At 62.5% G+C, this 26999-nt stretch carries 27 protein-coding genes; 18 read left to right on the forward strand and 9 right to left on the reverse strand.

All coding sequences use genetic code 11. The features are described 5' to 3' along the window. The first annotated feature begins 52 nt into the window (after nt 1-52). The 4 genes from gap to B7G52_RS05305 all read left to right on the forward strand — a co-directional run bounded on the left by gap (nt 53) and on the right by B7G52_RS05305 (nt 3806). Entirely contained in the window at nt 53-1057 is a 1005-nt protein-coding gene (gap, locus tag B7G52_RS05290) for a type I glyceraldehyde-3-phosphate dehydrogenase (RefSeq protein WP_096696668.1), read from the forward strand. After that, nucleotides 1054-2271: a phosphoglycerate kinase gene (locus tag B7G52_RS05295; protein ID WP_096696601.1), complete on the forward strand. Its 1218-nt coding sequence runs from the start codon at nt 1054-1056 to the stop codon at nt 2269-2271. Before gap ends, B7G52_RS05295 begins: the two co-directional genes overlap by 4 nt. A gap of 66 nt (nt 2272-2337) precedes the next feature. Then, on the forward strand, nt 2338-3375 hold the full coding sequence (gene fba, locus B7G52_RS05300) for a class II fructose-bisphosphate aldolase (RefSeq protein ID WP_096696602.1): 1038 nt from the start codon (nt 2338-2340) through the stop codon (nt 3373-3375). Nucleotides 3376-3497: 122 nt separating this feature from the next. Further along, nucleotides 3498-3806: a c-type cytochrome gene (locus tag B7G52_RS05305; protein WP_096696603.1), complete on the forward strand. Its 309-nt coding sequence runs from the start codon at nt 3498-3500 to the stop codon at nt 3804-3806. 175 nt (nt 3807-3981) lie between these two features. Here the strand turns inward: B7G52_RS05305 and B7G52_RS05310 are convergent, their stop codons facing one another. Next, nucleotides 3982-4299: a metal-sensitive transcriptional regulator gene (locus B7G52_RS05310; protein ID WP_096696604.1), complete on the reverse strand. Its 318-nt coding sequence runs from the start codon at nt 4297-4299 to the stop codon at nt 3982-3984. Between the two features lie 236 nt (nt 4300-4535). On the opposite strand from B7G52_RS05310, the gene B7G52_RS05315 reads away from it, so the two are divergent. The 10 genes from B7G52_RS05315 to soxB all read left to right on the forward strand — a co-directional run bounded on the left by B7G52_RS05315 (nt 4536) and on the right by soxB (nt 13968). Beyond that, complete coding sequence (locus B7G52_RS05315) at nt 4536-5108, forward strand: DUF302 domain-containing protein (RefSeq protein ID WP_240523328.1); 573 nt, start codon at nt 4536-4538, stop codon at nt 5106-5108. A 46-nt stretch (nt 5109-5154) separates the two neighbouring features. Then, nucleotides 5155-6441: an OmpP1/FadL family transporter gene (locus tag B7G52_RS05320; protein ID WP_096696605.1), complete on the forward strand. Its 1287-nt coding sequence runs from the start codon at nt 5155-5157 to the stop codon at nt 6439-6441. 161 nt (nt 6442-6602) lie between these two features. Then, the gene (locus tag B7G52_RS05325) at nt 6603-6920 is read left to right on the forward strand and encodes a hypothetical protein (protein ID WP_240523329.1); all 318 of its coding nucleotides are present in this window, start codon (nt 6603-6605) and stop codon (nt 6918-6920) included. A 329-nt stretch (nt 6921-7249) separates the two neighbouring features. Beyond that, nucleotides 7250-8617, forward strand: a complete 1368-nt coding sequence (soxC, locus tag B7G52_RS05330) for a sulfite dehydrogenase (protein ID WP_240523330.1) — start codon at nt 7250-7252, stop codon at nt 8615-8617. After that, on the forward strand, nt 8601-9728 hold the full coding sequence (locus tag B7G52_RS05335; RefSeq protein ID WP_096696606.1) for a c-type cytochrome: 1128 nt from the start codon (nt 8601-8603) through the stop codon (nt 9726-9728). The genes soxC and B7G52_RS05335 overlap by 17 nt, the downstream gene beginning before the upstream one ends. A gap of 69 nt (nt 9729-9797) precedes the next feature. Continuing rightward, nucleotides 9798-10256, forward strand: coding sequence for a thiosulfate oxidation carrier protein SoxY (gene soxY / locus B7G52_RS05340; RefSeq protein WP_096696607.1), 459 nt, complete (start codon nt 9798-9800; stop codon nt 10254-10256). Nucleotides 10257-10306: 50 nt separating this feature from the next. After that, on the forward strand, nt 10307-10618 hold the full coding sequence (gene soxZ, locus B7G52_RS05345; RefSeq protein ID WP_096696608.1) for a thiosulfate oxidation carrier complex protein SoxZ: 312 nt from the start codon (nt 10307-10309) through the stop codon (nt 10616-10618). 84 nt (nt 10619-10702) lie between these two features. Next, nucleotides 10703-11506 carry a sulfur oxidation c-type cytochrome SoxA gene (gene soxA, locus B7G52_RS05350; RefSeq protein ID WP_096696609.1) on the forward strand — a complete coding sequence of 268 codons (804 nt, stop codon included), beginning with the start codon at nt 10703-10705 and terminating at the stop codon, nt 11504-11506. A gap of 12 nt (nt 11507-11518) precedes the next feature. Continuing rightward, nucleotides 11519-12166 (forward strand): sulfur oxidation c-type cytochrome SoxX, encoded by a 648-nt coding sequence (gene soxX, locus B7G52_RS05355; RefSeq protein WP_096696610.1) that lies wholly within the window; start codon nt 11519-11521, stop codon nt 12164-12166. A 65-nt stretch (nt 12167-12231) separates the two neighbouring features. Further along, on the forward strand, nt 12232-13968 hold the full coding sequence (gene soxB, locus B7G52_RS05360) for a thiosulfohydrolase SoxB (RefSeq protein ID WP_096696611.1): 1737 nt from the start codon (nt 12232-12234) through the stop codon (nt 13966-13968). Between the two features lie 29 nt (nt 13969-13997). Here soxB and B7G52_RS05365 read toward each other — a convergent pair whose 3' ends face one another. The 7 genes from B7G52_RS05365 to B7G52_RS05395 all read right to left on the reverse strand — a co-directional run bounded on the left by B7G52_RS05365 (nt 13998) and on the right by B7G52_RS05395 (nt 21370). Then, the gene (locus B7G52_RS05365; protein WP_096696612.1) at nt 13998-14258 is read right to left on the reverse strand and encodes an acyl carrier protein; all 261 of its coding nucleotides are present in this window, start codon (nt 14256-14258) and stop codon (nt 13998-14000) included. Continuing rightward, nucleotides 14255-15484 (reverse strand): dihydrolipoamide acetyltransferase family protein, encoded by a 1230-nt coding sequence (locus B7G52_RS05370; protein WP_096696613.1) that lies wholly within the window; start codon nt 15482-15484, stop codon nt 14255-14257. The genes B7G52_RS05365 and B7G52_RS05370 overlap by 4 nt, the downstream gene beginning before the upstream one ends. Continuing rightward, nucleotides 15481-16470: an alpha-ketoacid dehydrogenase subunit beta gene (locus B7G52_RS05375; protein ID WP_096696614.1), complete on the reverse strand. Its 990-nt coding sequence runs from the start codon at nt 16468-16470 to the stop codon at nt 15481-15483. The genes B7G52_RS05370 and B7G52_RS05375 overlap by 4 nt, the downstream gene beginning before the upstream one ends. After that, a complete protein-coding gene (gene pdhA / locus B7G52_RS05380) occupies nt 16470-17567 on the reverse strand; it encodes a pyruvate dehydrogenase (acetyl-transferring) E1 component subunit alpha (protein WP_096696615.1) in 1098 nt (365 codons plus the stop codon). The genes B7G52_RS05375 and pdhA overlap by 1 nt, the downstream gene beginning before the upstream one ends. After that, nucleotides 17564-19342: an acetate--CoA ligase gene (gene acsA, locus B7G52_RS05385; protein WP_096696616.1), complete on the reverse strand. Its 1779-nt coding sequence runs from the start codon at nt 19340-19342 to the stop codon at nt 17564-17566. Before acsA ends, pdhA begins: the two co-directional genes overlap by 4 nt. 286 nt (nt 19343-19628) lie before the next feature. Further along, complete coding sequence (locus B7G52_RS05390) at nt 19629-20840, reverse strand: phospholipase A (protein ID WP_096696617.1); 1212 nt, start codon at nt 20838-20840, stop codon at nt 19629-19631. After that, the gene (locus B7G52_RS05395; RefSeq protein WP_141397387.1) at nt 20834-21370 is read right to left on the reverse strand and encodes a hypothetical protein; all 537 of its coding nucleotides are present in this window, start codon (nt 21368-21370) and stop codon (nt 20834-20836) included. The genes B7G52_RS05390 and B7G52_RS05395 overlap by 7 nt, the downstream gene beginning before the upstream one ends. A gap of 287 nt (nt 21371-21657) precedes the next feature. Between B7G52_RS05395 and B7G52_RS05400 the strand changes: the two genes are divergently transcribed. Next, nucleotides 21658-22476: a phosphate/phosphite/phosphonate ABC transporter substrate-binding protein gene (locus tag B7G52_RS05400; protein WP_096696619.1), complete on the forward strand. Its 819-nt coding sequence runs from the start codon at nt 21658-21660 to the stop codon at nt 22474-22476. 39 nt (nt 22477-22515) lie between these two features. On the opposite strand, the gene B7G52_RS05405 is transcribed toward B7G52_RS05400, so the two are convergent. Then, nucleotides 22516-24636, reverse strand: coding sequence for an ATP-dependent helicase (locus B7G52_RS05405; RefSeq protein ID WP_096696620.1), 2121 nt, complete (start codon nt 24634-24636; stop codon nt 22516-22518). Between the two features lie 135 nt (nt 24637-24771). On the opposite strand from B7G52_RS05405, the gene B7G52_RS05410 reads away from it, so the two are divergent. The 3 genes from B7G52_RS05410 to B7G52_RS05420 all read left to right on the forward strand — a co-directional run bounded on the left by B7G52_RS05410 (nt 24772) and on the right by B7G52_RS05420 (nt 26943). Then, nucleotides 24772-25725, forward strand: coding sequence for an AEC family transporter (locus B7G52_RS05410; RefSeq protein WP_096696621.1), 954 nt, complete (start codon nt 24772-24774; stop codon nt 25723-25725). A gap of 392 nt (nt 25726-26117) precedes the next feature. Further along, nucleotides 26118-26450, forward strand: coding sequence for a hypothetical protein (locus B7G52_RS05415; RefSeq protein ID WP_141397388.1), 333 nt, complete (start codon nt 26118-26120; stop codon nt 26448-26450). 64 nt (nt 26451-26514) lie between these two features. Further along, nucleotides 26515-26943, forward strand: coding sequence for a hypothetical protein (locus tag B7G52_RS05420; protein ID WP_096696623.1), 429 nt, complete (start codon nt 26515-26517; stop codon nt 26941-26943). Nucleotides 26944-26999: the final 56 nt, after the last annotated feature.

Below are 26999 nucleotides of genomic sequence, written 5' to 3' on the forward strand. Positions count from 1 at the left end.
CCGGCGCAGTATCAATCGGCACAAGAGTCACTATTTATTCAAGGAAATGGGCATGACCATCAAACTAGGTATCAACGGCTTCGGCCGCATCGGGCGCAACGTGTTGCGTGCCGCCGTGCAGAACTTCAGCGACATCGAGATCGTCGGCATCAACGACCTGCTCGAGCCGGAGTACCTCAAGTACATGCTGCAGTACGACTCGGTGCATGGCCGCTTCAAGGGCGAGGTCTCGGTCGAAGGCAACACCCTGATCGTCAACGGCAAGAAAATCCGCCTGACGCAGGAGCGCGACCCCGCCAACCTGAAGTGGAACGAAATCGGTGCCGACATCGTGCTCGAAGCCACCGGCCTGTTCCTCGACAAGGCCTCGGGTGAAAAACACTTGGCCGCCGGCGCCAAAAAAGTCATCTTCTCGGCCCCATCGAAAGACGACACGCCGATGTTCGTCTACGGCGTCAACGACAAGACCTACGCCGGCCAGGCCATCATCAGCAACGCCAGCTGCACCACCAACTGCCTGGCCCCCGTGGCCAAGGTGCTCAACGACAAGTGGGGCATCAAGCGCGGCCTGATGACCACCGTGCATGCCGCCACCGCCACCCAGAAAACCGTGGACGGCCCGAGCAACAAGGACTGGCGCGGCGGCCGCGGCATCCTGGAAAACATCATTCCCTCGAGCACCGGCGCAGCCAAGGCCGTCGGCGTGGTGATTCCCGAGCTGAACAAAAAGCTCACCGGCATGTCCTTTCGCGTGCCGACCTCCGACGTGTCGGTGGTGGACCTGACCTGCGAGCTGAACAAGGAAGCCACGCTGAAAGAAATCTGTGCCGAGATGAAGGCGCAAAGCGAAGGCGGCCTCAAGGGCATCCTCGGTTACACCGAAGACAAGGTGGTCGCCACCGACTTCCGCGGCGAGACCTGCACCAGCGTGTTTGACGCCGACGCCAGCATCGCGCTGGACGGTACCTTTATCAAGGTGGTTGCCTGGTACGACAACGAATGGGGCTACTCGAACAAGTGCCTGGAGATGGTGCGCGTGGTGGGGCGCGGCCTGTGAAGGTCTTGCGCTTTGCCGATGTGGTGAACAGCGGCGTTGCCTTCAAGAAACGCGTGTTCATCCGCGCCGACATGAACGTCCCGCAAGATGAGGCCGGCAACATCACCGAAGACACTCGCATTCGCGCGAGCCTGCCCTGCATCCGGATGGCGTTGGCCGCGGGCGCTGCCGTCATGGTGGCCAGCCACCTGGGGCGCCCCACGGAAGGGGCTTTCAAGCCGGCCGATTCGCTGGCCCCGGTGGCCCGACGCCTGGGCGAGCTGCTGGGCCGGGACGTCCCTCTGGTGGCCCATTGGGTCGATGGCGTGGACGTGGCTCCCGGGCAGCTCGTCATGCTGGAAAATTGCCGTGTCAATATCGGCGAGAAAACGAATGACGCAACACTGGCCCGCAAGTTGGCCGCCTTGTGCGACATCTTCGTGAACGACGCCTTCGGCACCGCGCACCGCGCCGAAGGAACGACCCACGGCATCGCGCAATACGCACCCATGGCCTGCGCCGGACCGCTGCTGGCGGCTGAAATCGACGCCATCCGCCAGGCGCTTGCCCAACCGAAGCGCCCCCTGGTGGCCATCGTCGCGGGCAGCAAGGTCTCCAGCAAGCTCAGCATCCTGCAATCCTTGTCCGGCAAGGTAGAGCAACTGATCGTGGGCGGCGGCATCGCCAACACCTTCATGCTCGCCGCAGGCCTGAGCATCGGGAAAAGCCTGGCCGAACCGGGCCTGGTGGACGAGGCCAGAAGCGTGATAGAAGCCATGAAAGCGCGCGGCGCCGAAGTACCCATCCCGACCGACGTGGTGACGGCCAAGACCTTCAGCGCCGGCGCGACTGCCACCGTGAAGAAAGCCACGGAAGTCGACGACGATGACCTGATTCTGGACATCGGCCCGGAGACGGCCAGGAGGCTGGCAGAACAGCTCCAGAACGCGGGCACCATCGTGTGGAACGGTCCGGTGGGTGTTTTCGAGTTTGCCGCGTTCGAGAACGGCACCAGGGAAATTGCCACAGCCATCGCTGCATCAAGCGCATTCAGCGTTGCCGGTGGTGGCGACACGCTGGCGGCCATTGCCAGGTACGGCATCGCCAGCCAGGTGGACTACATCTCCACCGGCGGCGGCGCCTTCCTCGAGATGCTGGAGGGCAAGACACTGCCAGCGCTTGAGATTCTGCAACAGCGTGCCGCTGCGCACGTTGTGCAACACGCTATTAATTAAGTAGCAAGCAATGTAATTGAAACGGCCGCTGGATGCCGATCGTATTTAAAATTCAAGGAGATAGTCATGGCTTTTGTTTCCCTTCGCCAGGTGCTGGATCACGCGGCCGAGAACGGCTACGGTGTGCCGGCGTTCAATGTCAACAATCTGGAGCAAATTCTCGCCATCATGGAAGCGGCGCAGGAGACCGACAGTCCGGTCATTCTGCAGGCGTCGGCTGGCGCCCGCAAATACGCCGGTGAGGCCTACTTGCGCCACATGATGCTGGCTGCGGTAGAGACGCACCCCGACATTCCGGTGGTGGTGCATCTGGACCACGGCGCCTCACCGGCCGTTTGCATCCAATCGATACGTTCCGGTTTCAGCAGCGTGATGATGGACGGCTCACTGATGGAAGACGCCAAAACGCCGTCCAGCTATGAGTACAACGTGGCCATCACGCGCCGCGTGTGTGACATGGCGCACCCGGTTGGCGTGTCCGTTGAGGGTGAACTCGGCTGTCTCGGGTCACTCGAAACCGGTGAGGCCGGTGACGAAGACGGCTCGGGTGCCGAAGGCAAGCTGACGCACGAGATGATGCTGACCGACCCGGTGCAGGCCAAAGACTTCGTGGCCCGGACTGCCGTGGACGCGCTGGCCATTGCGATTGGTACCAGCCACGGCGCCTACAAATTCACCCGCAAGCCCACGGGCGACATCCTGGCGATTGACCGCATTGCGGCGATTCACGCGCAGATTCCCAACACCCATCTGGTGATGCACGGCTCTTCCAGCGTGCCGCAGGAATGGCTGGAAATCATTCGCCAGTTTGGTGGGGACATCAAGGAAACCTACGGCGTGCCGGTGGAAGAAATCCAGCGTGGCATCAAAAGTGGCGTGCGCAAGATCAACATCGATACCGATATCCGGCTGGCCATGACCGGCGCCATGCGCCGGGTATTCGCGCAGCAGCCCAGCGAGTTTGATCCGCGCAAGGCCCTGGCGGCCGCCAAAACGGCGGCGCGTGGCATTGTCAAGGCGCGTTTCGAGGCCTTTGGCTGCGCCGGCATGGGCAGCCGCATCAGGCCTGTCGGTATGGAGGCCATGAGTGCCCGTTATGCCTGAGGGTCGGGGAATTCCCTGACCAGATGGCGGCGACCCCGGCCGCTGAAACATCAGAATTCAGTTAAATTAGCGAAGACTGATATACATTGTCTTTTTCCAACCTACGATCCAGGAGACTGTCCATGAATTTTCCCCCCATCCTCATCGCTGTCATTGCGCTGGTTTCAGCACCCGCGTTCGCCAACAAGGAGCTCGCCAGCCAGAAGGCCTGCATGGCGTGCCATGCAACCGATAAAAAACTGGTGGGCCCTGCCTACCAGGACGTTGCCAAAAAATATGCCGGCCAGAAGGACGCCGAGGCCAACCTGATTGCCAGCATCAAGAAAGGCGGCTCCGGCAAATGGGGTCCGATTCCCATGCCGGCACAGGCCGGCTTGAGTGATGCCGACGCGGCGACGCTGGCTGCCTGGGTACTCGCTGGCGCCAAGTAGGCGACAAAAGGGCAGGTGGCCCGGGTCAAGCGCTGGCCCGCCGGATCACACGGGAATGCGGGAGCCGGCCTGCCCTGCGCCGGACTCAGCTCAGGATGACCACGTCATGCTTGGGTAGTCCGGTCCGGAACAGCTGAATGCCGCTTTCAGGCAAGGCGCTGCACCTCAGCACCCGTTAACCGAATTTTTCCAGAAGGTGGGCCGCGCGTTCCACCTCGGCCATGGCCTGGGCATCGGATTCGGATTCCTGGACGGCCTCCATCAGGGAGCAGGCCATCATTCGGTAAAAAGTCTTGTCCATGGCCTTGCGTGCGGCAGACATCTGGAGCGCCACGTCTTCACAAGACCGCCCGCTCTGGATCATCTCGATCAGCCCTCGCACCTGGCCTTCGACGCGACGCAGGCGGTTAAGCACATCCTTCTGGTGATCTTCACGATAGGAGGAAGCCGGGACGGGAGCCTCGGTGCGACGCGGAGTGCCTTTGGTTGCCATGGAAATCCATTGTTGCGATGGTGGAGCCGCTCTGATTTTGCCAGATCGTCGCCTGCGCGACGACGCCTGCCTGTTGTTGTTTAAATACCATACCCCGTAGGGTATAGGGTTGCTCCCAGTGTTCGCGAAATGATTGTTGACGCACTATCGCTGCACATTGGCGAACAGGAACTTCCTGCTGCTGATGTCGAAACGCCTTTCGACAACAAACCTATTTACTGAACAAGGAACTGCAAGTGAATGCCCTGACAAAATTTCTCAAATGGGTGCCCGTGGTGGCGGTCATGATGTTGACCGGATGCGGCACGATCAGCACGATGGGCAAGCTTGAAAACGGCGCCGGTGCCGAAGCCAGCAAGATGTGGGATCGCTGGATTGAAGCGGACGGTGACATCGCGGTGGCTACCACCTGGGAGCGCAAGGTGAAGGCCGGTGTGACGGTCAACGACATCGAGCAGGTCTTCGCCCAGATCTCGGCGGAAAGAAACATGAAGAGCGTGGGTGAACTGCCTCTGTCCAAGGAGCTCGAGGCGCGTACCGGAACCAAACAAAAATTCCTCAAGGTCTACTCCTTTTGCACGCCCGTGACGGCTCGCATGATGGTGGACTTCAGTCCGCACATGGCGGCCTATCTGCCTTGCCGCCTGACGGTGGTTGAGCGCGACGATGGCCTGTGGATATATACCCTCAACATGGACATGATGGTCAAGATGGGGCGCAAGCTTCCCTCTCCATTGAAAGAGGAGGCATGGAAGGTCCGCGAAACCATCTACCAGATGCTGGATCGTGGCGCCAAGGGCGAGTTCTGAGCGATTGATGCGTTGATATCCATAACTAGTACACAGGAGACAGTAGATGACCACGTCAAAAACAGCCAAGGCAGCAAAAAGAGCAGTTCGTAATCTGGCCGCGTTTGCCATCATTGCAGGCCCCCTGACAGCGGCCATGGCCACCAACGGCTACTTTTCACATGGCTTTGGCATCAAAGCCAAGGGCATGGGAGGGGTCGGCATCGCTCTGCCGCAGGATGCCCTGGCGGCAGCGACCAATCCGGCAGGCATGGTGGATGCGGGCAGCCGTGTCGACTTCGGTGCAGACCTGTTCATGCCGGACCGGACGGTCACGTACACGTCCGCGTATCAGGGTGTCGCTGCCGGTGACTACCGCAGCGGGCAGCGCCACTTCGTGGTCCCGGATTTTGGCTATAACCGCATGATCGCCAGCGACCTTGCGGCCGGCGTGGTGGTGTATGGCAATGGCGGCATGAACACCAACTATGGCACCAATCTCATCACCTCGGCGGGCTCCCATACCTATACCAACCTGGAGCAATTGTTCATTGCCCCGACCATTGCGAAAAAGATTGGCAACCATTCGTTCGGCGCGTCGTTGAATCTCGTTCGCCAGACCTTCGAGGCCAAGGGCCTGGAGGCCTTCGACAATGCCAATAACAGCCGTTATGTAGGCTCGGTGACCAACCGTGGCAAGGATGTCTCAACCGGGTTGGGTTTCAAGCTCGGCTGGACAGGCCAGGTATCGCCAACGGTCACCTTGGGCGCGGTCTATCAGAGCCGTACCAAGATGTCGAAGTTCGACCGATACAAAGGCCTCCTGGCCGAGGAAGGTGGCTTCGACATTCCTGAGAGTTATGGTTTTGGGGTGGCGTTCAAAGCCACGCCCAAGACCACCGTGGCGGTTGACCTGAGCCAGATCAATTACGGCAGCATCAAGTCCGTCGCGAACCCCGGTGCGCTCTTTCCGGCGGTCTCAGGAACCCCCATGGGCCCCGCCAACGGTTCCGGCTTTGGCTGGACCGACATGACGGTTCTCAAACTCGGCGTGTCGCATGAATACAGCAAGAACCTGACCCTGCGTGCGGGCTACAACCTCGGCAAGATGCCGATCAACAGCCAGAACACGTACTTCAATATTCTGGCGCCGGCCACTGTCGAGCAGCATGTGACGCTCGGCGCTACGTGGACACTGGCCGACAAGTCGGAGTTGAGTCTGAGCTACATGCATGCGTTCAGCAAAGGCATCGCCGGCGTTTCGAACGGCAATGGCCAGTCCGTCGCGGGTTATCCGGTTGATCTCAAAATGAAGCAGAACGCCATCGGCATCGCCTATGGCTGGAAGTTGTAAACAGCAGGTCTGAAAGGGGCGAAGGTGCAAACGTTCGGCCTTCAAGCATGGAGGATCGTCCAGTTGCACGAAAAGCCGTCTGGCGCTCAGGTCGTATAGGATGCCCGGCAGCATCCGGCGACGTTTGCGCGACACGGCCCCTTGCTGTACGCTTGTATGCCATGAGCACATCAACCTTCCCCCTGCTCCTCTTGTTGATTGGCGCATCTGCCGGCGCGCAAGTGCCGGCCCTGTACGAGGGCGCTGATCTCAAACTGGGAGAGCGGCTGATTGCGGAACACAAGTGTGCTGCATGTCATCGGCAAAAAGTGGGGGGCGATGGCAGCGCCATTTACCGACCCGCCGGGCGTGTCAATGCGCCGGGTGCCTTGCGCGGCATGGTGGAGTCGTGCAATACCGAGTTGAACCTTGGGCTGTTTCCTGAGGAGGTGACGGCGATCTCGGCCGTCCTGAATCGGGACCACTATCGCTTCAAGTAGCGTGATTGACCCCGGTGGTGGTGAAAACCCTCGAAATTGATATCGCATTATCATTTATATTCGTGTATACGGATATTCGGAATCTAAAAAGAACGAGTCACCCGTTCCCGGACGTATTCGGGCATGCCGGTCGTACGGAGGGTGTGGGGGGGCGTCGTGAGGCGCTGGTCTTTCGCTGCACGGCAGCCAAGTTCGCAGTGCGGGTGGACGAAGCGCTCCGCTTCTGAATCGTCGGTGAGTTGGAGCAGGAAAAAGCGGACGCGGGTTGACGCTGCAGACCCGGAGGGAGATTGCAGCGGTGATCCGGTTATTAATCAAAAGGAAACTGTGTGAACCAAGACGACTTGAGCTCAGGAAGAATCCTGAAGGCACCCGAGAGCTTTTTGAGCCGGGACGGCATCAAAACTGTTGTCGCAGAGGCCCGCCACGGGCGTCGCGACTTCATTCGCAGCGCCTTTGCCGCTGCAGCAGCGGGGCTGACCGTGCCGGCTGCGCTGGCACAGGGAAATCCGGTGCCAGCCGAAGGCGGCGATCCCAACATCCTGAACCTGCCCGAGCACAGCAAGGGCCTGGGCCAGCCCGTGGCCTCCGATGGCGGCTATGGCAAGCCGTCCAAATATGAGGTGAATGTTCAGCGCCGCCAGAGCCCGGGCCTGACCCAGACCCCGCAGGCTTCGGTGTCGTTTGCGCCGCTGCAGTCGCTGTTCGGCATCGTCACCCCCAGCGGCCTGCACTTTGAGCGGCATCATCAGGGCTGGTGGGACGTGGATCCTTCCAAGCACCGCCTCATGATCAACGGCATGGTCAAGTCGCCCAGGGTGTTCACGCTGGACGAAATCATGCGCCTGCCTTCGGTGTCGCGTTTTCACTTTATCGAGTGCGGCGCCAATACGGCGGTCGAGTGGGGTAATGTGGCGGTGCCGACAGTCCAGTACACCCATGGCATGGTTTCGTGCAGCGAGTTCACCGGCGTGCCGCTGATCACCTTGCTCGAGATGGCGGGGGCCGACCTCAAGAGCGGCAAGTTTGTGCTCGCCGAAGGCGCCGATGGCTCCTCCATGACGCGCACCATTCCCATGAGCCTGATCAAGTCCGGCGAAGTGTTCGTGGCCTACGGCCAGAACGGTGAAATGCTGAGGCCCGAGCAGGGCTATCCATTGCGCCTGATCGTGCCGGGCGTGCAGGGTGTGAGTTGGGTCAAGTACCTGCGCCGCTTGGAGGTGGGTGACAAACCCTATGCCGCCAAGGATGAAGCGATTCACTATATCGATTTGCAGCCTGACGGCACGCATCGGCAGTACACCAGCATCCAGGAGTGCAAGAGCGTCGTGACCACGCCGTCAGGCGGGCAGGTCTTACTGGACAAGGGCTTCTACAACATCAGCGGTCTGGCCTGGTCGGGGCGGGGCAAGGTCAAGCGGGTGGACGTGTCGGTGGACGGCGGACGCAATTGGCGTACCGCGCGGCTGGAGTCGCCGGTGCTGACAAAAGCGCTGACCCGGTTCAGCCTCGACTGGGTGTGGGATGGCAAACCCGCCATCATTCAAAGCCGCGCCATGGATGACACCGGTTACGTCCAGCCGAATTACAAGCAGCTTCGCGCAGTGCGCGGCACGCGCTCCATCTATCACAACAATGCCATCCAGTCCTGGTTGGTTCAGGAAAACGGCGAGGTGAAAAATGTCCAGGTTTCATAAAGCAGTCGTGACTGTCGCCATGCTTGCTGCGGTGAGCTTGGCGGGCGCACAGACCGGCGCCAACTATCCGGGTGTGGGACGCGCTGCGACGCCCAAGGAGGTTGCTGCCTGGGATATCGATGTGCGACCGGACTTCAAGGGTCTGCCGCCAGGCTCGGGGACGGTCGCCAAAGGGCAGGAAGTCTGGGAAGGGAAATGTGCGTCCTGCCACGGAGTGTTTGGCGAGTCAGGCGAAGTGTTCAGTCCCCTGGTCGGCGGTACCACGGCCGAGGACATCAAAAAAGGGCGTGTCGCCAATCTCACGACGACAACCTACCCGGGGCGCACCACCCTGATGAAGGTGTCCACACTCTCGACCTTGTGGGACTATATCAATCGTGCCATGCCATGGACGGCCCCCAAGTCGCTCACGACCGAGGAAGTCTATTCGGTGACGGCCTTTCTGCTGAACCTGGGAGGCATTGTTCCGGACAACTTCACGCTCTCCGACAAGAACATGGAGGAAGTACAAAATCGCCTGCCCAACCGCAATGGCATGACGACACGGCATGCGATGTGGCCAGGCAACGAACTTGGCGGTAGCGTCAAGCCTGACACCAACAATGTGGCCTGCATGAAAAACTGTGCACCGGAGCCCAAAGTAGCGTCCTTCCTGCCGGACTTTGCGCGCAATGCACATGGAAATCTTGCGGAGCAAAACCGGCCGGTTGGACCTCAGCGTGGTGTCGATACGACCCGGCCGGAGGGCAAGGCGCTGGTGCCGGGCGCAGCAGCGGCGGCTGAGGCTGCGCCTGTCGCGCAGAAAGCGGCCGAGGCGGTGCCCGCCAAACCAGCCGCCAGGACCGACCCGGCTGGTGTTGACGGCAAGGCGGCGATGGCTTTGACGCAGAAATACAGTTGTACGGCTTGTCATTCCATTGACAAAAAGATCATCGGCCCCAGTTTCCTGGACATTGCCAAGAAGCATGCCGGAAAGACCGAGTATCTCGCGGGGAAGGTGAAGGCAGGCGGCGTCGGGGTTTGGGGGGCCATGCCCATGCCGGCGCAGACCTTGAGCGATGCGGAAGCCAAGACCATTGGTGCTTGGCTGGCTTCGGGTGCAGGAAAATGAAGGCCGGGAAAATACCAGTGCACGGCTTGTATTCTTATATTAGTATTTACTTGATCAAGGAGATTTAACATGCAAACACGTCGCGAGACACTCAAACAGGGCGCCATCGTTGCGGGCCTGCTGGCATCCACGGGCTTGTTCCCTCAGTATGCAATGGCGGCCTACAACAAGCCTGCGTTCGAAGCCAAGACGCTGGCCGAGGTCCTGAAGGCACTGGGTGCGGGCGCACCGGTCGAAAGCAAGGATGTCACCATTGGCGGCCCCGACATTGCTGAAAACGGCGCCGTGGTTCCCTTGACCGCCGGCACCACCCTGCCCGGTGTGAAGCAGATTCTGATTCTGGTCGAGAAGAATCCGGCAGCCCTGGTGGCCCTGTTCAATATGACCGACAGCGTCGAGGCAAGCTTCGCCACCCGCACCAAGATGGGCCAGTCTTCGGACGTGTACGCCGTCGCAGTGATGGCTGACGGCAAGGCGCTTTATGCAAAAAAAGAAGTCAAGGTCACGCTTGGCGGTTGCGGCGGCTGATTGCCCCCGCTTTTTTTTGAACAATTCAATACTGATTCAGGAGTAAGAAAATGGCAGATCCGATGCGCATTCGCGCCCAAGCAGCTGGCGACAAGGCAACCGTCCGTGTTTTGATGAGCCACGAGATGGAGTCCGGTCAGCGCAAAGACGCTGCAGGTAAAACCGTGCCCGCCTGGCATATCCAGGAAGTGACCGCCACGCACAATGGCAAGACCGTCATGACGGCGGAGTGGGGCCCGGCGGTTTCCAAGAACCCTTTCCTGCAGTTCACCGTCAAGGGTGCCAAGGCCGGCGATAAAATCGGCGTGAGCTGGAAAGACAACAAGGGCGAAAACAGGGCTGACGAAGCAACGGTCTCCTGAGTTTTCAGGTTCTGTGTTGAGAGTGGAGAAGGGCATGCTCTTCTCCATTTGCGTTTGGCTTCATAACAAATTCAAGAGGTGACAATGACACAAGCAAAACTACTGATCACGGCCGTCCTGGCTGCCGTGATGGTCGGCAACGTGTGGGCGCAGAAGTCTGCGGCAGAGGGCATTGCTGAATACCGTGCCATGCTGCAGGACGGCAACCCGGCAGAATTGTTTGAAGCCAAGGGCCAGGAGCTCTGGAAACAGAAACGCGGTGTCAAAACAGCATCGCTTGAAAAGTGCGACCTGGGCAAGGGTCCTGGCGTGGTCAAGGGGGCCTTCGTGGAATTGCCGCGTTATTTTGCGGATACCAAGCGCGTGCAGGATCTGGAATCGCGCCTGCTCACCTGCATGGAAACCCTGCAGGGCTTCAATGCTGCCGAAATTGCCAAGACGCCTTTCGGCAAGGGCGAGCAAAACAACGTGACGGCGCTGGCGGCCTGGATATCGGCGGAATCCAAAGGCATGAAATTCAACCTGCCCCAGGACCATGGGCAGGAAAAAACCATGTACGAAGTGGGCAAGCGGCTCTTCTTCGCCCGTGGTGGCACCCACGACTTTTCCTGCGCCTCCTGCCATGGTGCGGACGACAAGCGCATCCGTTTGCAGGACCTGCCCAACCTGACCAAACAGCCGGGCGCTGGCAATGGTTTTGGTGCCTGGCCGGCCTACCGCGTCTCCAACGGGCAGCTGTGGGGCATGCAACTGCGTCTGAACGATTGCTACCGGCAGCAACGCTTTCCTTACCCCCTGTTTGGTAGCGATGCGACCATCGCACTCGGTGTCTATATGGGTGTCAACGGCAAGGGCGGCGAGTCGATTGCCCCGGCCCTCAAGCGTTAAGGAGACAACATCATGAAAAAAACCATCAAATACCTTGTTCCTGCCCTCGCAGTTTTTCTGGCTGGCTGTGCTGTCATGCCCTCCAGTGCGGATCTGGACAAACTGGCGGCTGACATCGCCAAGGCGTCGTTCCGTGACGAGGGTCAGGCCAAAGTTGATCGCCTGGTCCAGGATGATGCGAACCGTGAATGCAGCGCCGCCGATGTGGCCGGCAAGCCGATTGATCAAAAAGTGGCCCAGGCCATAGAAGCCGCGAACCTGAAGACCATCAAGTGGCCGTCAGATGGGAAATTTCTGGGCGACTGGGCAGCGGGCGAGAAAGTCGCCCAGGACGGACGCGGCATGACATGGACCGACAAGGCCGGTTCGGTCAACGGCGGCAACTGCTACAACTGCCATCAGATCAGCAAGCAGGAGATTTCCTTCGGCACCATAGGCCCGAGCCTGTACAACTATGGCAAGCTGCGCGGCGTGGCGGATCCGGCCAGCCCGGCTTCCAAGCCTATCGTGGAATACACCTGGGGCAAGATCTGGAACGCGCGGGCCTACAACGCCTGCTCGCAAATGCCGAGGGCTGGCCACAATGGCTTCCTGACCGAGCAGCAGATCAAGAATGTCATGGCCTTGTTGCTGGATCCGAAATCGCCGGTCAACCAGTAATCTGAATCCGACCCGGGCTTGTCCCGGGTCTTTTTATTTTTTCTTACTTCATTAGTTGCCGATTTATGAATTTAACAAAACGTGAATTTTTTCAGGTCCTGGGCGCAGGCACCATGGCCGGCATGGGCTTGGGCGCCTACGCCGATGCCGATGCCGCGACAGCCGCCAACGGGCTCTACGACATTCCCAAGTTTGGCAGCGTGTCGTTTCTGCACATGACCGATTGCCATGCCCAGCTCAAGCCTATCTACTTCCGCGAGCCGAATGTCAACCTGGGCATTGGCGGCATGAAGGGCAACCTGCCGCATCTGGTCGGTGAGCACTTGCTCAAGGTGGCGAAGATCCGCCCGGGTACGGCCGAAGCCCATGCGCTGACTTACCTCGACTATGAAAAGGCGGCACGCCGTTACGGCAAGGTCGGTGGCTTTGCGCATCTGGCGACGCTGGTCAAACGCCTCAAGGCCAGCCGCCCCGGGGCGTTGCTGCTTGACGGCGGCGACACCTGGCAGGGTTCGGGCACCGCCTTGTGGACGAATGGTCAGGATATGGTCGACGCCTGCAAACTGCTGGGCGTGGACGTCATGACCGGCCACTGGGAGTTCACGCTGGGCATGGAGCGGGTCAAGGAAATCATCGAGAAGGACTTTGCGGGCAAGGTCGATTTTGTGGCGCAGAACGTCAAGACCAACGACTTTGGCGATCCGGTGTTCAAGCCCTATGTGATCCGCGAAATCAATGGCGTTCCCTGCGCCATCATCGGCCAGGCTTTTCCATACACGCCGATTGCCAATCCGCGCTACATGGTTGCCGACTGGGCCTTCGGTATCCAGGACGAAAACATGCAGAAGATGGTCGATGAGGCACGCGGCAAGGGTGCGCAGGTCGTGGTGGTCCTGTCCCACAATGGCATGGACGTGGACCTGAAGATGGCCAGCCGGGTGACAGGCATAGACGCCATCATGGGCGGCCACACGCACGACGGCATGCCGGTGGCGTCGCTGGTGAGCAACAAGGGCGGCAAAACCATCGTGACCAACGCCGGGTCGAACAGCAAGTTCCTGGGTGTGCTCGACTTTGATGTCAAAGACAAAAAGGTCAGCGATTTCCGCTACAAGCTGCTGCCTGTTTTTGCCAACATGCTGCCAGCCGACCGCGAGATGGACGCACTGATCACCAGAGTACGCGCACCGTATGAGGCCAAGCTGTCGGAGCAACTGGCCATCACCGAAGGCACGCTGTATCGGCGCGGCAACTTCAATGGCACGGGTGACCAGTTGCTGGTCGATGCGCTGATGGACGTGCAGGGAGCCGACATCGCTTTTTCACCGGGTTTCCGCTGGGGCACCAGCCTGTTGCCGGGGCAGGCCATCACGCGTGAATGGGTGATGGACATGACGGCCACCACCTACTCCTATGCCACCCTGACCGAGATGACCGGTGAGACCATCAAGACCGTTCTGGAAGACGTGGCCGACAACCTGTTCAACCCCGACCCCTACTACCAGCAGGGTGGCGACATGGTGCGCGTGGGTGGTCTGCAATACAGCTGCAACCCGCTGGCCGGCATGGGCAAGCGCATCGACGAGATGCGCCTCAACGGCAAGCTGATCGAGGCCGACAAGAAGTACAAGGTGGCCGGCTGGGCACCGGTGGCTGAAGAGGCCAGGAACCAGGGCAACAAGCAGATGTCGGAGGTGGTGGAGACCTGGCTCAAGGCACGGGGTGGCAAGGTCAGTGCCCGCAAGCTCAATACGCCCAAACTCGCTGGCGTGTTGCCCAATCCTGGCTACGCGCCGGTATGAACTGAACGCGGAAAGGGAACGCAAGCCCTTCACCCCCGGCTGACCCGCCGGTCGAGCAGGTAGTCGAGCAGCTTGTCGAGGGTCACCAGCTGGGCGTAGTCCGCCTCCGGGATGTTGACGCCCAGGCGCTCGTGCAGCGCCACCAGAAAGTTGAGCCAGTCCATGGAGTCCAGATCGACCTGGTGCCGCAGCGGGCGGGCGGGGTCGAGGGCCCCGGGTTCGACTTCCGGCGCAATCGTGCGCAGGATGCCCAGGACGGTTGCGGCCAGGGCTGGGCGGCCGTTTGTCATGTTTTTGTTCCTTCCCGGTTCGCCGCTGGCGCGATGTTGTCAGCCAGCGTTTGCGGCTGCTGCAACAGCTCACGCAGTTCGGCCAGGAACAGTGCGCCCTGGTGGCCGTCCGAGGCGCGGTGATCGGCGGCGAGCGTGGCCGTGAGCAGCGGCAGCGCGCAGACCTTGCCGTCCTGCACCCAGGGCCGCACGGCCAGACGGCCGAAGCCCACCAGCGCCACCTGCGGCGGGTAGATCACGCCGAAGACCGTCTCCACACTCTGGTCGCCCAGATTCGTCACGGTGAGGGTCGGATCACTCATCTCCGAACTGCGCAGCGAGCCGGCCCGCGCGCGCCTGACCAGATCGGCCAGTTCGTGCATGAGCTGCACCAGCGGTTTGGCGCCCACGTCGTGGATCGCAGGTGCCACCAGCCCGCCGCCACGCAGCGAAATCGCCACGCCGGCATGCACGGCGGTGGACGGCTGGAACGCACCGTCGCGGTAGAAACCGTTGAGCTGCGGTGCGCGTCGCAAGGCCACGGCCACGGCGTGGAGCAGCAGCACGGCGGGCAGCATGCGCTCGGTGATAGCCACGCCCTCGTTGCGCTGTTGCAGCCAGGCGAGCGCCGCAGCCATTGGAATGGTGTCGCTCAGGTAGTAGTGCGGAATTTCGCGCTTGGAGCGGCTCATGGCTGCGGCAATGGCCTTGCGCATTTCCTTCTGGCGGTCCGGCGCGATGGCCGCCGGTGCAGGCGTCACACGCCCGGCCGCCGCGGCCTCGATGTCGGCCAGCGTGACGGCGTCCTGCGGCCCGCTTCCTGTCATGGCGTCGGGATCGAGGCCGAGCTCCGTCGCACGCCTGCGCGCGGCAGGTGACACCGGATGCCGTGCCGCCATCGTTGTTGATGGAGCTTCCTGCACTTGTGGCATGACGGGCTGCGGCAGAGCGGCGGCCGCAGTGAGCGGCCCGGCTGGAGGTGCCGGGGCCCCTGCCGGGGCGGCGGCTTCACCGGGTGCCAGCAGCCTGGCCAGCACGGTGCCCACGGGCACCTTCTCGCCGGGTTGCACCAGCAGGTCGGCCACCACGCCGTCCTGCCAGATCTCGACATCGACCGCCGCCTTGGAGGTGTCCACCACGGCCACCACCTGGCCGCGCTTGACGGTATCGCCCGGTTTCACATGCCAGGTGAGCAGCGTGCCTTCATCCATGTCGGCGCCCAGCGAGGGCAGCTTGAAGTCGATCATGGGGTGCTCCCGAACAAGGCGCGTGCGGCGGCCACGATCTTCGGCACTTGCGGCAGGGCGGCCTCTTCCATGTGGCGGGCATACGGAATCGGCACTTCCTCGCTGCACACGCGCGCCGGCGGAGCATCGAGGTCGAAGAAGGCCTGCTCCATGATGCGCGCCATGAGTTCGGCCGCCAGGCTGCCCGAGCGCCAGCCTTCGTCCACCACCACCGCGCGGCGGCATTTGCGGACCGAGGCCATGAGGGTGGCATCATCGAGCGGGCGCAGCACACGCAGATCGATCACCTCGGCGGAAATCCCGAGTCCGGCCAGTTCCTGCGCCGCCTGCAACACCTTGGGCAGGCTGCCGCCGTGGGTGATCAGGCTCACGTCGGTGCCCGGGCGGCGCACCCGCGCGCTGCAGATGTCCAGCGCCGGTGCCGTATCGTCCGGCAACTCGCCTTCCAGGTTGTAGAGCTGCGCGTGTTCGAAGATCAGCACCGGGTCCGGGTCGACCAGCGCCAGCGCCAGCATGCCGCGCGCATCGTCCACGGTGGCGGGTGCGAGGACCTTGAGGCCGGGCACATGGGCATACCAGCCTTCGAAGCTGTTCGAGTGCTGGGCCGCCACCTGGCGACCGGCGCCGGTGGCCATGCGGATCACGATCGGGACCGAAAACTGCCCGCCCGACATGTGGCGCAGCATGGCCGCCGTGTTGACGATGGGGTCGAGCGCAAGCAGGCTGAAATTGACCGTCATGACCTCGACAATCGGCCGCATGCCGCCCAGCGCGGCGCCTATGCCGGCGCCGACGAAGCCGAGTTCGGACAGCGGCGTGTCGCGGATGCGTTCCGGGCCGAACTCGGCCAGCAGGCCCTTGGACACCGCATAGGTGCCGCCGTAACGGCCCACGTCTTCGCCCATTAAAAAGACGCGCGGGTCGCCCTGCAGGGCTTCGCGCAACGCTTCCCGCAAGGCATCGCGGTACGTGATGCGGCGGCCCATCAGGCGCTCCCTTGCGGGGTGTAGACGTCGCGCAGCAGGTCGGCGACGGGCTCCCAGCTGCCAGCTTCGGCAAACGCCACGGCCGCGTCGACCTCGGCCTGGGCCGCGGCATCAAGCGCCAGAAATTCCTCTTCGGTCAGGCTGCCCTGGGCCTTCAGGCGTGCGGTGAAGGTGTGGATGGGGCCGCGCGTTTTCCAGGCCTCGACCTCGGCCTTGTCACGGTACAGGTCGGGGTCGAACATCGAGTGGGCACGAAAACGGTAGGTCTGCAGTTCCAGGAACACCGGGCGACCCGTGGCGCGCACCTGCTGCGCGGCGCCTTGCACCGCTTCATGCACGGCCACCACATCCATGCCGTCAACCCGCACGGTGGCCATGTCATAGGACGCGGCCTTCACGCACAAATCGGTCTGCGACTCCGAACGCGCCAGCGCCGTGCCCATGGCGTACAGGTTGTTCTCGCAGAAAAACAGCACCGGCAACTGCCACAAGGCGGTGAGGTTGGCCGCTTCGTGAAAGGCGCCCTCGGCCATGGCGCCTTCACCAAAGAAGCAGGCGGTCAGTGCCTGGCGCTGGCGCATCTTGTCGGCCAGCGCCAGCCCTGCCGCCAGCGGCAGGCCGCCGCCCACAATCGCGTTGCCGCCGTAAAAAAGCCGGGCACGGTCAAACAAATGCATGGAGCCGCCACGCCCGCGCGAGCAGCCCTCCTGCTTGCCATACATCTCGGCCACGATGGCGTTCATCCTGACGCCGCGCAGCAGCGCATGGCCATGCTCGCGGTAGGTCGCCACCACGTTGTCCTGTGGTTGAAGTGCGCGCAGGGCGCCGGTGGCCACCGCCTCCTCGCCGATGTAGAGATGCAGAAAACCGCGGATCTTCTGCTGGCCATAAAGCTCGGCACACTTTTCTTCCATGCGGCGGATACGCAGCATGTCGGCCAGGATGGTCAGGGAAAAGGCCTTGTCCCAGGGCACCGGGCCACTGGGCGGTGCGGGCACCTGAAGGCTGTTGGCCCCCACGCTTGCCACGGCGTGTGCTGCGCTGCCTCCCGAGGGGGCGCTCGCGCTTTGGGACGGCCCGGCGGCGCGCGTGCTCATGCGCCCCCCTCCAGCGTCGAGGTGTCGCCTTCAGGCAGGCCGAGTTCACGCGCCTTGAGCAGACGGCGCATGATCTTGCCGCTGCGTGTGCGCGGCAGCACAGTCAAGAAGGCGATCTCCTTGGGCGCCACCGCCGCGCCCAAGCGCTTGCGAGCGTGCGCGAGGATGTCCATGCGCAGGGCCTCGCCGGGCGCGTGCCCATCCTTGAGCGAGACAAAAGCCTTGACCACTTCGCCGACCACCGGGTCGGGCTTGCCGATCACGCCGGCCTCGGCCACGGCCGGGTGTTCCATCAGCACACTTTCGACTTCGAAGGGGCCGATCAGGTGGCCGGCCGACTTGATGACGTCGTCGCTGCGTCCCACAAACCAGTAGTAACCGTCAGCGTCCACCCGCGCCAGGTCACCCGTGAGGTAGAGGTCGCCGGCGAAACACTTGCGGTAACGCGCCTCGTTGTTGAGGTAGCCGCGAAACATCGACGGCCAGCCGGCCTTGAGCGCAAGTTCACCTTCCACATCGGGGGTGTCGATGACGCGCACGCGCGGCGGTTCGCCCTCGGCTTCGAGGTGTTCGACGATGCAGGCCGTGATGCCGGGTAGCGGCCGCCCCATGGAGCCGGGCTTGATGTCGAAGGCCGGCGTGTTGGCGATCATGATGCCGCCGGTTTCGGTCTGCCACCAGTTGTCGTGGATCGGCAGGCCGAAAGCCTCCATGCCCCACCAGACCGCCTCGGGGTTCAGCGGCTCGCCGACGCTGGCGACAAAGCGCAGGTCGGGGAAGCGGTGCTTGTGCGCGAGTTCCAGGCCGGACTTCATCAGTATGCGGATCGCCGTGGGCGCGGTGTACCAGACCGTGATGCGTTCGGTCTCCAGCAGCGTGTACCAGCGTTCGGCGTCGAACTCCTCGCGGTCGATCAGCGAGGTCACACCATGCAGCAGTGGCGCGATGATGCCGTAAGACGTGCCGGTGACCCAGCCCGGGTCGGCGGTGCACCAGTAGCGGTCGGCGGGGTGCAGGTCGAGCGCGTAACTGCCGGTGGCATGGTGGGCGACCACCGCGCCATGCACATGGAGGGCGCCCTTGGGCGTGCCGGTGGTGCCGCTGGTGAAATGCAGCAAGGCGGGGTCTTCCGGTGTGGTCGCCACCGTGGTGAAGACATCGGAGGCGTTGCGCATCAGCGTGCCCAGGTCCAGCGTGTCCGGCTCGTGCGTGATGCCGCCGTCTTCAGCCACCAGCAACACATGGCGCAGCGTCGGCATCTTCCCGCGCATGGCCCTGACCTTGCGCTGGTAGAGCAGGTCGGTGGTCACCAGCACCTGGCCGGCGCCGATGTTGATGCGTGTGGCCAAGGGCTCGGGCCCGAAGGCCGAAAACATCGGCGTGACCACCGTGCCGTTTTTCAGCGCGCCCAGCACCGCGGTATACAGCTCCGGAATACGCCCGGCCATGACAAACAGGCGGTCGCCCTTGCCGACGCCCAGGCCCTGCAGCACGTTGGCAAAGCGGTTGGTCTGCCGCGCGAGTTCGCCGTAACGCAGGTCCAGCGGCGGTGTATTGCGCGCGACAAAACGCAGCGCAATGTGGTCGCGCAGGCTGCCCGTGGCATGGCGGTCCACGGCCTCGAAGCCGATGTTGAGGCCGCCGTCGGGCAGCCCCTGCAGCGCCCGCCGGGCCGCGTCCCAGGAGAACTCGCGGCACTGCGCCTCGTAGCTGGACAGGTTGGGCGGCACGCGCAGATCGCGCGCCGTCTTCCGGATGACTTCGGGTCTCTCCACGGCCTTCCCCTTCAACAACGGCTCCGGCTGAGCCGCTGGTCAGCTTAGCCCTGCTGCGCGACGCGTCCCTTGATCAACCGCAAACGCCAGGGTTGCGGGGGGCCATCATCCGATGGCGGCACTGCGCTATCAAATAAATAGCTATGTCCGCCCGTACCTGTTGGGCTGGAGGCTGATTTGATGAAGAGGCTCACGCGATGACTGCCTGGGCGGACCGCAGCACGGCGGGAAAGCCGTCCCGGCCTTTTTCGCCTGCCGCGACGCGCCCCGGCCGCTGCTCAGCCCGCTACCAGTCCACCAGGCTCAGCCCGACGCTGAGCACCGTGCGGCGGCGGTTGTAGTCGACCAGGCTGTCGCCGTAGCCGCTGAACAGTTGCACGTGGTAGCGCAGGGCGGCGCTGTCGGCGATCGAGGTGGACGCCTTCATCCATTCCAGCCGGGCCGATCCGCGCGCTTCGGATTTGAGCGAATGGCGCAGCGTCAGGCCCAGGGTGTGCGTGCGGTTGATCTGCCAGTGCCCGGCCAGCTCGGCCCGACCGATGGAGTCGGAGATGTCGGGGTTTTCGTCCTGACCCGAGCGTTCGCGCACGCGTTGCCAGACGCGTGCCTGCAGTGTCAGACCGGCGTCGCCGCCCAGCGCCTTCTCAGCCGCACCCATCAGGTAGACCCGGTTCCAGCTGCGCGACTGCGGCAGACCCTGGCCGTTGGACTGGTGGTTCAGGCCGAGGCCGCTCAGGCGGTACTTCCAGCCGCCGGGCAGATCGATCTGATGCGGATAGATGTACACCAGCTCGGGCTCGTGGTCGGTGGTCCGGAACGGCCGCGAAGCCGCGCTGTTGAACAGTTGCCAGTAGCTTTGCTGCGTGTAGCCGAACCACAGAGAATCGTTGCCGGATTCATCGGCGCCGCCCGAGACCAGCAGGCCCTTGGCGAGTTTTGTGCGGACCGACAGCTGAAGCCGGGTCTCATTGCGCCGGTAGCTGGAGGGCGTGCTCGCCGAGTATCCCGGCGCCGGCGAGCTCGGCTGGTTGTTGACGCTGTTCGATCCCGACCACATCACGCTGATGGGGCGGTAGCCGCGCAGGCCGAAGGTGTCACAGTCGCTGCCGCGCTGCAGTTCCCAGAAGCGGGACAGCTCGGAGTATTTGGTATCGCGGCAGCCGATTTTCTTTCCGTCCGGGGCTTCGGTGTTCATGGCCGGCAGCAGCAGGACCTCCGCGGACTTTTGCCCGGTGTCGGCATTGGCCGGCGCGGTGGTCAGGCTGGGCGGCGGCGTGTCCGCCGGTAATTGCGAGACCGCCCAGTTCTTGAAACAGGCCAGTTGCGCGGCGGCATCGCCGCTCATGGCGTGGCAGGCCTGCCAGCCCTGGCGGTTGTTGCGCTCCTGCACGGTGGGGGCGGCGCTGCCGGTCTGAGCCTGCGCCGCGCCCGAGGCCAGCAGCGCTGCATACAGCCACGGCGCTGCCAGGCGCCTGCGTTCGGGGGTGAGGACTACCATCCGGACAACCTTTCCAGTGTGAATGGCACATCGGGCGCGTCGGGCGGCGCGCTGCTGCTCATGTCTTTCCAGGTGCCCGTGATTTTTCTTCCGCATGTGCCTTCCACCATTTTGCCGTTCCAGGCCCCGGTGATGCTGATGCCGTTGGAGGATTCGTCGAGGGTCAGGTGCCCGTCTTCCAGATCGCCGGCCAGCTGCGCCCTGGCCGCGTGGCCGCCCTGGGCGGGTTTGCGGGCTGTGGGCGCCAGCTCGCGGTTGACGAAGCCGGCCACGCTCTCGCTGAATTCGGCGTGCCGCTGGAGTTGCAGGGTGGCATCCGCAGGCAAACCTGCCGGCGCTGGCGTGAACCGGACCCGCCACGTCCCATGGATTTGCGCCGGCTTGAATTGTTTGACGGGCGGGCAGGCCGAAATTTCAGACGACCCCGCCGGCGGTGCCGGTCGGCGCATGTCGTTTTGACCGCTGGCCCCCGTGATAACGGCGCTGGTAGCTATAAAAAAAAGAGCAAACCTGAAAAATTTCAATGTCATGGGTATTTTCTGGGGGCGGTGCCGTCCCGTTGCGGAACTGTCGAAGCGCCCAGGGGAACCGGAGACTGTAACGCAGTCAACCGGACGAGCCCGGTTCCGGTCTGCCCTTGCCGAGGCATTTCAGGGGGCATGGTCTCCGCATGAAAACAACGTCACGCGGTCCACGCTGTGACTTATGGCAAGACCAGGGTTTGTACCTATCTCGTAATGTGGCTAAAGTATCTAAAGTGAAACACTATGTAACTGTAAGTAGGTATTTTTGATTAATTTTTCAGGGAGAAAAAACAATGAGTCATCGTTCATGGGTGGGTGCACTGGTCCTGTTTTTGGGAGCGGGCCAAGTGTGGGCGCAAAGCGGGCCGCTGCTTTTTGCCGTCAACGAGGGGGTGACCTACCGGGTCAACCCGGTCGCCACGCTTGAGCGCTTCAAGGATATTTCCGAGGATCTCAGCAAATTGCTCAAGCGACCGGTCAAGGTACAGCCGGTAACCGACTACAAGGAGCTCGCGGCGGGCCTGGCCGATCAACGGTACGACCTTGCCTGGGTGCACCCGTCGCACCACGCGATCCGCGCCATGACAAAAAATGGCTACAACCTGGTGGCGCTCACCAAGGGGTTTACCGAATACCGCGCGTCTTTCATGGTGCGCGGCGACTCGCCCCTGAAAACGCTGGCTGAGCTGAAGGGCATGAAAGTCGGTGCGCCCGACGAGGATTCGATCACCTCGGTGATCATGCGGGCCACGCTGCGTGACGCCCTGGGCCCGCAGCCGCTGGCAACCACCTACGTCAAACTGCAGGACGCCGTGCCGTTCATGGTGGAGCACGGCCTGGTCCAGGCGGGCGTCAGTGCGTCGCGTGCCGTGGTCAAGGACTGGCAGGACAAGGGTGGCAAGGTGCTGGCAAGCAGCAAACCCGTGCCGATCAAGCACCTGCTTGCCAGCGGCAAGATGTCGACGGCCCAGCGCACCCTGGTGACCAACTACTTTGTCGGCCTGGATCAAAGCGCCGAAGGCAAGAAACGCCTGGAGGCCCTCAACGTCCAGGGTTTCCTCGAGTTCGACCAGAACGCGCTGGTCGGCATCGGCACGTGGCTGGGGATCTGAATCTCCGGGCGGCGTCAGCCAGGACGCCGGCCCCTTCCTTCAGCGCTCTTCGGCCGCGGCCGCGGCGGCCAGTGCATCGGCCGATTTTTTGGCAAATTCCGCCCGCAGCGCCCTGATTTTTTCACGCGGGTCTTCCCTGACCGTGGCCTTGTCGAGACCCATCTCGGCAATAAAACGGCTGGGGACACCGGCCACGGTGTCGCGCCCCTTTTTTCGCCGGCGCAGCCAGTTGACCGCCAGGGTGTACTGGGCCCGGGTGATGCCCACGTACATCAGGCGGCGTTCTTCTTCGAGGCGCTGCGCGATGTTCTCGGTGTTGCTGCCGTCGTCGTCTTCCAGCTTGAACGGCAGCAGGCCCTCGTTCACACCGGCCAGCACCACATGCGGCCACTCGAGCCCCTTGGCGGCGTGCAGCGTGGACAGTGTCACCACGTTCTGGTCGCCTTCGCGCTCGCTGATGGTCGACAGCAAGGCAATGGTCTGCACCACCTCGAGCATGGTTTTGGTTTCGGCGGCCACCACCGCGCCGGAAGTGTCGTCAATCTGCCCGCCGCAGCGCTGCGCCATCCAGTCGCAGAAATCCATCACGTTGGTCCAGCGCGCGGCGGCGACTTTCTCGCTGTCCTCACTGTCGTAGATGTGTTTTTCGTAGTCGATTTCCTTGAGCCAGGTGGTCAGAAAAGCGCGTGCGTCTTCCGCGCCCACCGTGCGTTTGGCGCGGTATTCCAGGTCGTTGAGGTAGCGGCCGAATTCATGCAGCGAGCCGACCGCCTTGGCCGGCAGCACCGCACTCAGGGAGTTGCTGAACAGCGACTCGAACAGGCTCAGCTTGTACTGCTCGGCAAAGGTGCTCAGCGCGCCCAGGGTGGTGTGGCCAATGCCGCGTTTGGGTGTCTTGATGGAGCGGATGAAGGCCGCGTTGTTGTCGTTGTTGACCATCAGCACCATCCAGCTGCACAGGTCCTTGATCTCGGCGCGGTCGAAAAAGCTCTGCCCGCCCGAGACCTTGTAGGGAATCTGCGCCTTGCGAAAGGCTTTTTCGAACGGTTTGGCCATGTGGTTGGCGCGGTACAGCACGCAGAAGTCCCCCCACTCCTTGTGCTGGCCGCCCACGGCCTGCAGCGTGCCTTCGGCGCGCAGGCTCTGGATGCGCGCCACCACGCGTTCGGCTTCATGCTCCTCGCTGTCGCAATCGACCACGCGCACCGGCTCGCCTTCGCCCAGTTCGCTGAACAGCGTCTTCGGAAACAGCTTGGGGTTGGGAGCGATCACGTTGTTGGCCGCGCGCAGGATGGCGCTGGTGGAGCGGTAGTTCTGCTCGAGCTTGACCACCTTGAGCTGGGGGTAGTCCAGGGGCAGTTTTTTCAGGTTGTCCAGCGTGGCGCCGCGCCAGCCGTAAATCGACTGGTCGTCGTCGCCCACCGCGGTGAAGCGGCCGCGCGCACCGACCAGCAGCTTGAGCACCTCGTACTGCGTGGCATTGGTGTCCTGGTATTCGTCGACCAGCACATGGCCCATCGAGGCCTGCCATTTGCCGCGCACGGCATCATGCTCGCGCAGCAGCTTGAGCGGCAGCCCGATCAGGTCGTCAAAGTCCACACTCTGGTAGGCCGTCAGGCGCTCCTCGTAACGCGCCATCACGCGGGCCACCAGCCGGTCCTCGTCGCTGGCCGCCTGGGCTTCGGCCTGGGCCGCGTTCAGGCCGCTGTTTTTCCAGGCGCTGATGGTCCACTGCCATTGACGCGCCGTGGCGGCGTCGGTGCTGCCGCCGGCGTCCTTCAGGATGCTGGTCACGTCGTCGCTGTCCAGGATGGAAAACTGCTTTTTCAGCCCCAGCACCTCGCCGTCCTGGCGCAACATGCGTACGCCCAGCGCGTGGAAGGTGCAGATCAGCACGCCTCGGGCGGGCTGGCCGATCAGTTTTTTGGCGCGTTCGCGCATTTCCGCCGCGGCCTTGTTGGTGAACGTGATGGCCGCAATCTCCTGCGGCGGCAGGCCGGCCTGGATCAGGCGGCCTATCTTGTGCGTGATCACCCGCGTCTTGCCGGAACCCGCGCCCGCCAGCACCAGGCAGGGGCCGTGCATGTAGTTGACGGCTTCTTGCTGGGCGAGGTTCAGGCCATGGGCTGGGGGTGATGCGGAGGGCGGGGTGGACGACATGCAGTGAAGAGGGGCGGACAGGAACGGCCGAAACAGGTGCAGCCGCCCGCCACGGGGCCGGCTGAAAAAGTGGATGCAAGCGGGCCATCATAGCCAGTCAGCGGGGCCCCTCCTTTGGCGGTGACAATACGGTCTGTGTTAAGCATTCTTCTGGTCACCTTCCCCTTTTTCGCGCTGGTCCTGTGTGGCTACCTGGCGGCGCGGCGCGGCTTGCTGCCGCAGGCTGCGATTCCCGGCCTCAACACCTTTGTGCTGTATTTCGCGCTGCCCTGCATGTTGTACCGCTTTGGCGCAAACACGCCGGTGGCGCAGCTGCTCGACGGCGGGCTGGTGGCGGTGTACCTGCTGTGCGCGCTGATCATGGTGGCGTTCACGATTGCCGTGACGCGCAACCGGCGCATCGGCTGGAACGACGCGTCCTTCGGCGCGCTGGTCGCGGCTTTCCCGAACACCGGCTTCATGGGTGTGCCCTTGCTGGTGGCGCTGCTGGGCGCGCAGGCGGCAGGGCCGGCCATCGTCACCATCGTGGTGGACCTGCTGGTCACGAGTTCGCTGTGTATCGCCCTGTCCCGGCTGGACTCGGCCGATAGCCACGGCGCGGAGGTGGCCGCAAAAAATGCGCTCAAGGGCGTGGCCCTGAACCCCATGCCCTGGGCCATCCTGCTGGGCGCCCTGTCGTCCGGCCTGGGGCTGGCCCTGCCGGCACCGGTGCTGCAGACGGTGGTCCTGCTGGCCGATGCCGCCTCGCCCGTCGCGCTGTTCACCATCGGCGCGGTGCTGGCGCGGTCCCAGATGACCAGCGTGGAAACCATCCCCTTGAGGGACTACGTGCCGGTGGCGCTGCTCAAGCTGGTCCTGCACCCGCTGCTGGTCGGGCTGATGGGCCTGGGCGCCATCCAGCTCGGCGTGCCGCTGCAGCCTTTTGCCCTGACGGTGATCGTGCTGGTGGCCGCCCTTCCGAGCGCCAGCAACGTGTCGCTGCTGGCCGAGCGTTTTGGCGCCAACAACGGGCGCATCGCGCGCATCATTCTGGTGTCGACGGTGCTGGCGTTTTTCAGTTTTTCGGCTGTGGTTGCGCTGCTGACCTGAGGATTTAGAGACTTGAATTTAATGCTGACGTGGGTGGTGTACGTTCGGCGACTACGTCTTGTTCACATCACAATGTTCCGCTCTGATGGCTGGGGAAAGGCGGAAGTCGAGCTTGGGCAGTCGGTCAATGAGGCGCTCGATGGACGGCAATGCAGCGGAAGCCGACATTTCGAGAACTCACCCAATTGGGGGATTGGCAAGCACTGACAGGACCATCACAATCGACTGCAACAGGCTGCGGTGTTTGTCGGGATTTTTAATAATGTATAAAAATCCTTGAAAACCGCGAAAAGCACGGCTGCAAGCCACTTTCAGGAGAAAGTCATGTCCAGAATATCAAGCACGGGCCAGTTTATCGAGCATGTTTTGCTCTATACATTACGTTAACTGTCATGAAAAGCATCTCCGTGGCTCCTATGCGATTGGCGGAGAACCGTTCGGTCCGCCTAGTTGGTAGGGTTGCATTCGCGGTCTGTTTCCTTGGATTCTCTCCACTTATGTTGGCAAACGCTGGAGTGACAAACTACAAGGTTGTCTTCTCAGCAATTGGCGTCTTTCTCTTCGGACTTGCCGCGGCCACAAACTTGATCGGTAGGGCGGACAGTCTTGATCTGCGAGGTATGGAAGCAACGAAGCCATTGAAGGCGACCGGTTTAGTTTTGGTCGTTGTAATCTCGGCAGCGTTTATCGCTTTATGGTTACTCCAAATTCAGGAGGCCAAATGACAGTTAACAGGTCGGCCCAGAGGCGACGGCCTACGGCCGCGCCTGGCCTCCAACGTTAAAGCTCATGGAACCAAATCCACTCGGTCGCGCAATCTTTGATCTGTTCTGGACCTTCTTTCCGGTTTTCATTGTGGTATTGGTCCTCGCCTTGGTCGGGCGGCTAGATAACCTCCTGCACAGGACCGACCTGATCCTCAGCGCCGCGGTGCTGTTCGCGGAGGGATGGTCTCGTTCACGGCGTGCCCATCGAGAGGCGCGCGGCTTCTTGCAGTTCGTCGGCTTTGTTGGTGCTCTCGTAGCGGCGCTTCTGGCCTCGATGATGCTCCTGGTGGAAGCGGGCGGTATCACGCAGCTGGCGCCAGTGATTGAATCCGGGCGCTTCGCATTCTTTCACTACTTTCTTCTGGTGGTGTCCGTTCTGTATGGGCTGTTGGTCCGTCTGATCTCCTATCGGTCTTCGTATCTGCTACCTGATGACAATCGCCCGCTTTAACATGTCAATCGACACGGATCCACACCTGCAGGAGGCGGCTTCGCCGCAAAGGGCGG

Source organism: Polaromonas sp. AER18D-145, from assembly GCF_002379095.1.
GTDB lineage: Bacteria > Pseudomonadota > Gammaproteobacteria > Burkholderiales > Burkholderiaceae_C > Polaromonas.

What these genes read in the sequence shown, in the direction of transcription:
- gap (WP_096696668.1), top strand. Translation starts at nt 53, where the DNA reads ATGACCATCAAACTAGGTATCAACGGCTTCGGCCGCATCGGGCGCAAC.
- fba (WP_096696602.1), top strand. Translation starts at nt 2,338, where the DNA reads ATGGCTTTTGTTTCCCTTCGCCAGGTGCTGGATCACGCGGCCGAGAAC.
- B7G52_RS05305 (WP_096696603.1), top strand. Translation starts at nt 3,498, where the DNA reads ATGAATTTTCCCCCCATCCTCATCGCTGTCATTGCGCTGGTTTCAGCA.
- B7G52_RS05310 (WP_096696604.1), bottom strand. Translation starts at nt 4,299, where the DNA reads ATGGCAACCAAAGGCACTCCGCGTCGCACCGAGGCTCCCGTCCCGGCT.
- B7G52_RS05320 (WP_096696605.1), top strand. Translation starts at nt 5,155, where the DNA reads ATGACCACGTCAAAAACAGCCAAGGCAGCAAAAAGAGCAGTTCGTAAT.
- B7G52_RS05325 (WP_240523329.1), top strand. Translation starts at nt 6,603, where the DNA reads ATGAGCACATCAACCTTCCCCCTGCTCCTCTTGTTGATTGGCGCATCT.
- B7G52_RS05335 (WP_096696606.1), top strand. Translation starts at nt 8,601, where the DNA reads ATGTCCAGGTTTCATAAAGCAGTCGTGACTGTCGCCATGCTTGCTGCG.
- soxY (WP_096696607.1), top strand. Translation starts at nt 9,798, where the DNA reads ATGCAAACACGTCGCGAGACACTCAAACAGGGCGCCATCGTTGCGGGC.
- soxZ (WP_096696608.1), top strand. Translation starts at nt 10,307, where the DNA reads ATGGCAGATCCGATGCGCATTCGCGCCCAAGCAGCTGGCGACAAGGCA.
- soxA (WP_096696609.1), top strand. Translation starts at nt 10,703, where the DNA reads ATGACACAAGCAAAACTACTGATCACGGCCGTCCTGGCTGCCGTGATG.
- soxX (WP_096696610.1), top strand. Translation starts at nt 11,519, where the DNA reads ATGAAAAAAACCATCAAATACCTTGTTCCTGCCCTCGCAGTTTTTCTG.
- soxB (WP_096696611.1), top strand. Translation starts at nt 12,232, where the DNA reads ATGAATTTAACAAAACGTGAATTTTTTCAGGTCCTGGGCGCAGGCACC.
- B7G52_RS05365 (WP_096696612.1), bottom strand. Translation starts at nt 14,258, where the DNA reads ATGACAAACGGCCGCCCAGCCCTGGCCGCAACCGTCCTGGGCATCCTG.
- B7G52_RS05370 (WP_096696613.1), bottom strand. Translation starts at nt 15,484, where the DNA reads ATGATCGACTTCAAGCTGCCCTCGCTGGGCGCCGACATGGATGAAGGC.
- B7G52_RS05375 (WP_096696614.1), bottom strand. Translation starts at nt 16,470, where the DNA reads ATGGGCCGCCGCATCACGTACCGCGATGCCTTGCGGGAAGCGTTGCGC.
- pdhA (WP_096696615.1), bottom strand. Translation starts at nt 17,567, where the DNA reads ATGAGCACGCGCGCCGCCGGGCCGTCCCAAAGCGCGAGCGCCCCCTCG.
- B7G52_RS05390 (WP_096696617.1), bottom strand. Translation starts at nt 20,840, where the DNA reads ATGGTAGTCCTCACCCCCGAACGCAGGCGCCTGGCAGCGCCGTGGCTG.
- B7G52_RS05395 (WP_141397387.1), bottom strand. Translation starts at nt 21,370, where the DNA reads ATGACATTGAAATTTTTCAGGTTTGCTCTTTTTTTTATAGCTACCAGC.
- B7G52_RS05400 (WP_096696619.1), top strand. Translation starts at nt 21,658, where the DNA reads ATGAGTCATCGTTCATGGGTGGGTGCACTGGTCCTGTTTTTGGGAGCG.
- B7G52_RS05405 (WP_096696620.1), bottom strand. Translation starts at nt 24,636, where the DNA reads ATGTCGTCCACCCCGCCCTCCGCATCACCCCCAGCCCATGGCCTGAAC.
- B7G52_RS05415 (WP_141397388.1), top strand. Translation starts at nt 26,118, where the DNA reads ATGAAAAGCATCTCCGTGGCTCCTATGCGATTGGCGGAGAACCGTTCG.
- B7G52_RS05420 (WP_096696623.1), top strand. Translation starts at nt 26,515, where the DNA reads ATGGAACCAAATCCACTCGGTCGCGCAATCTTTGATCTGTTCTGGACC.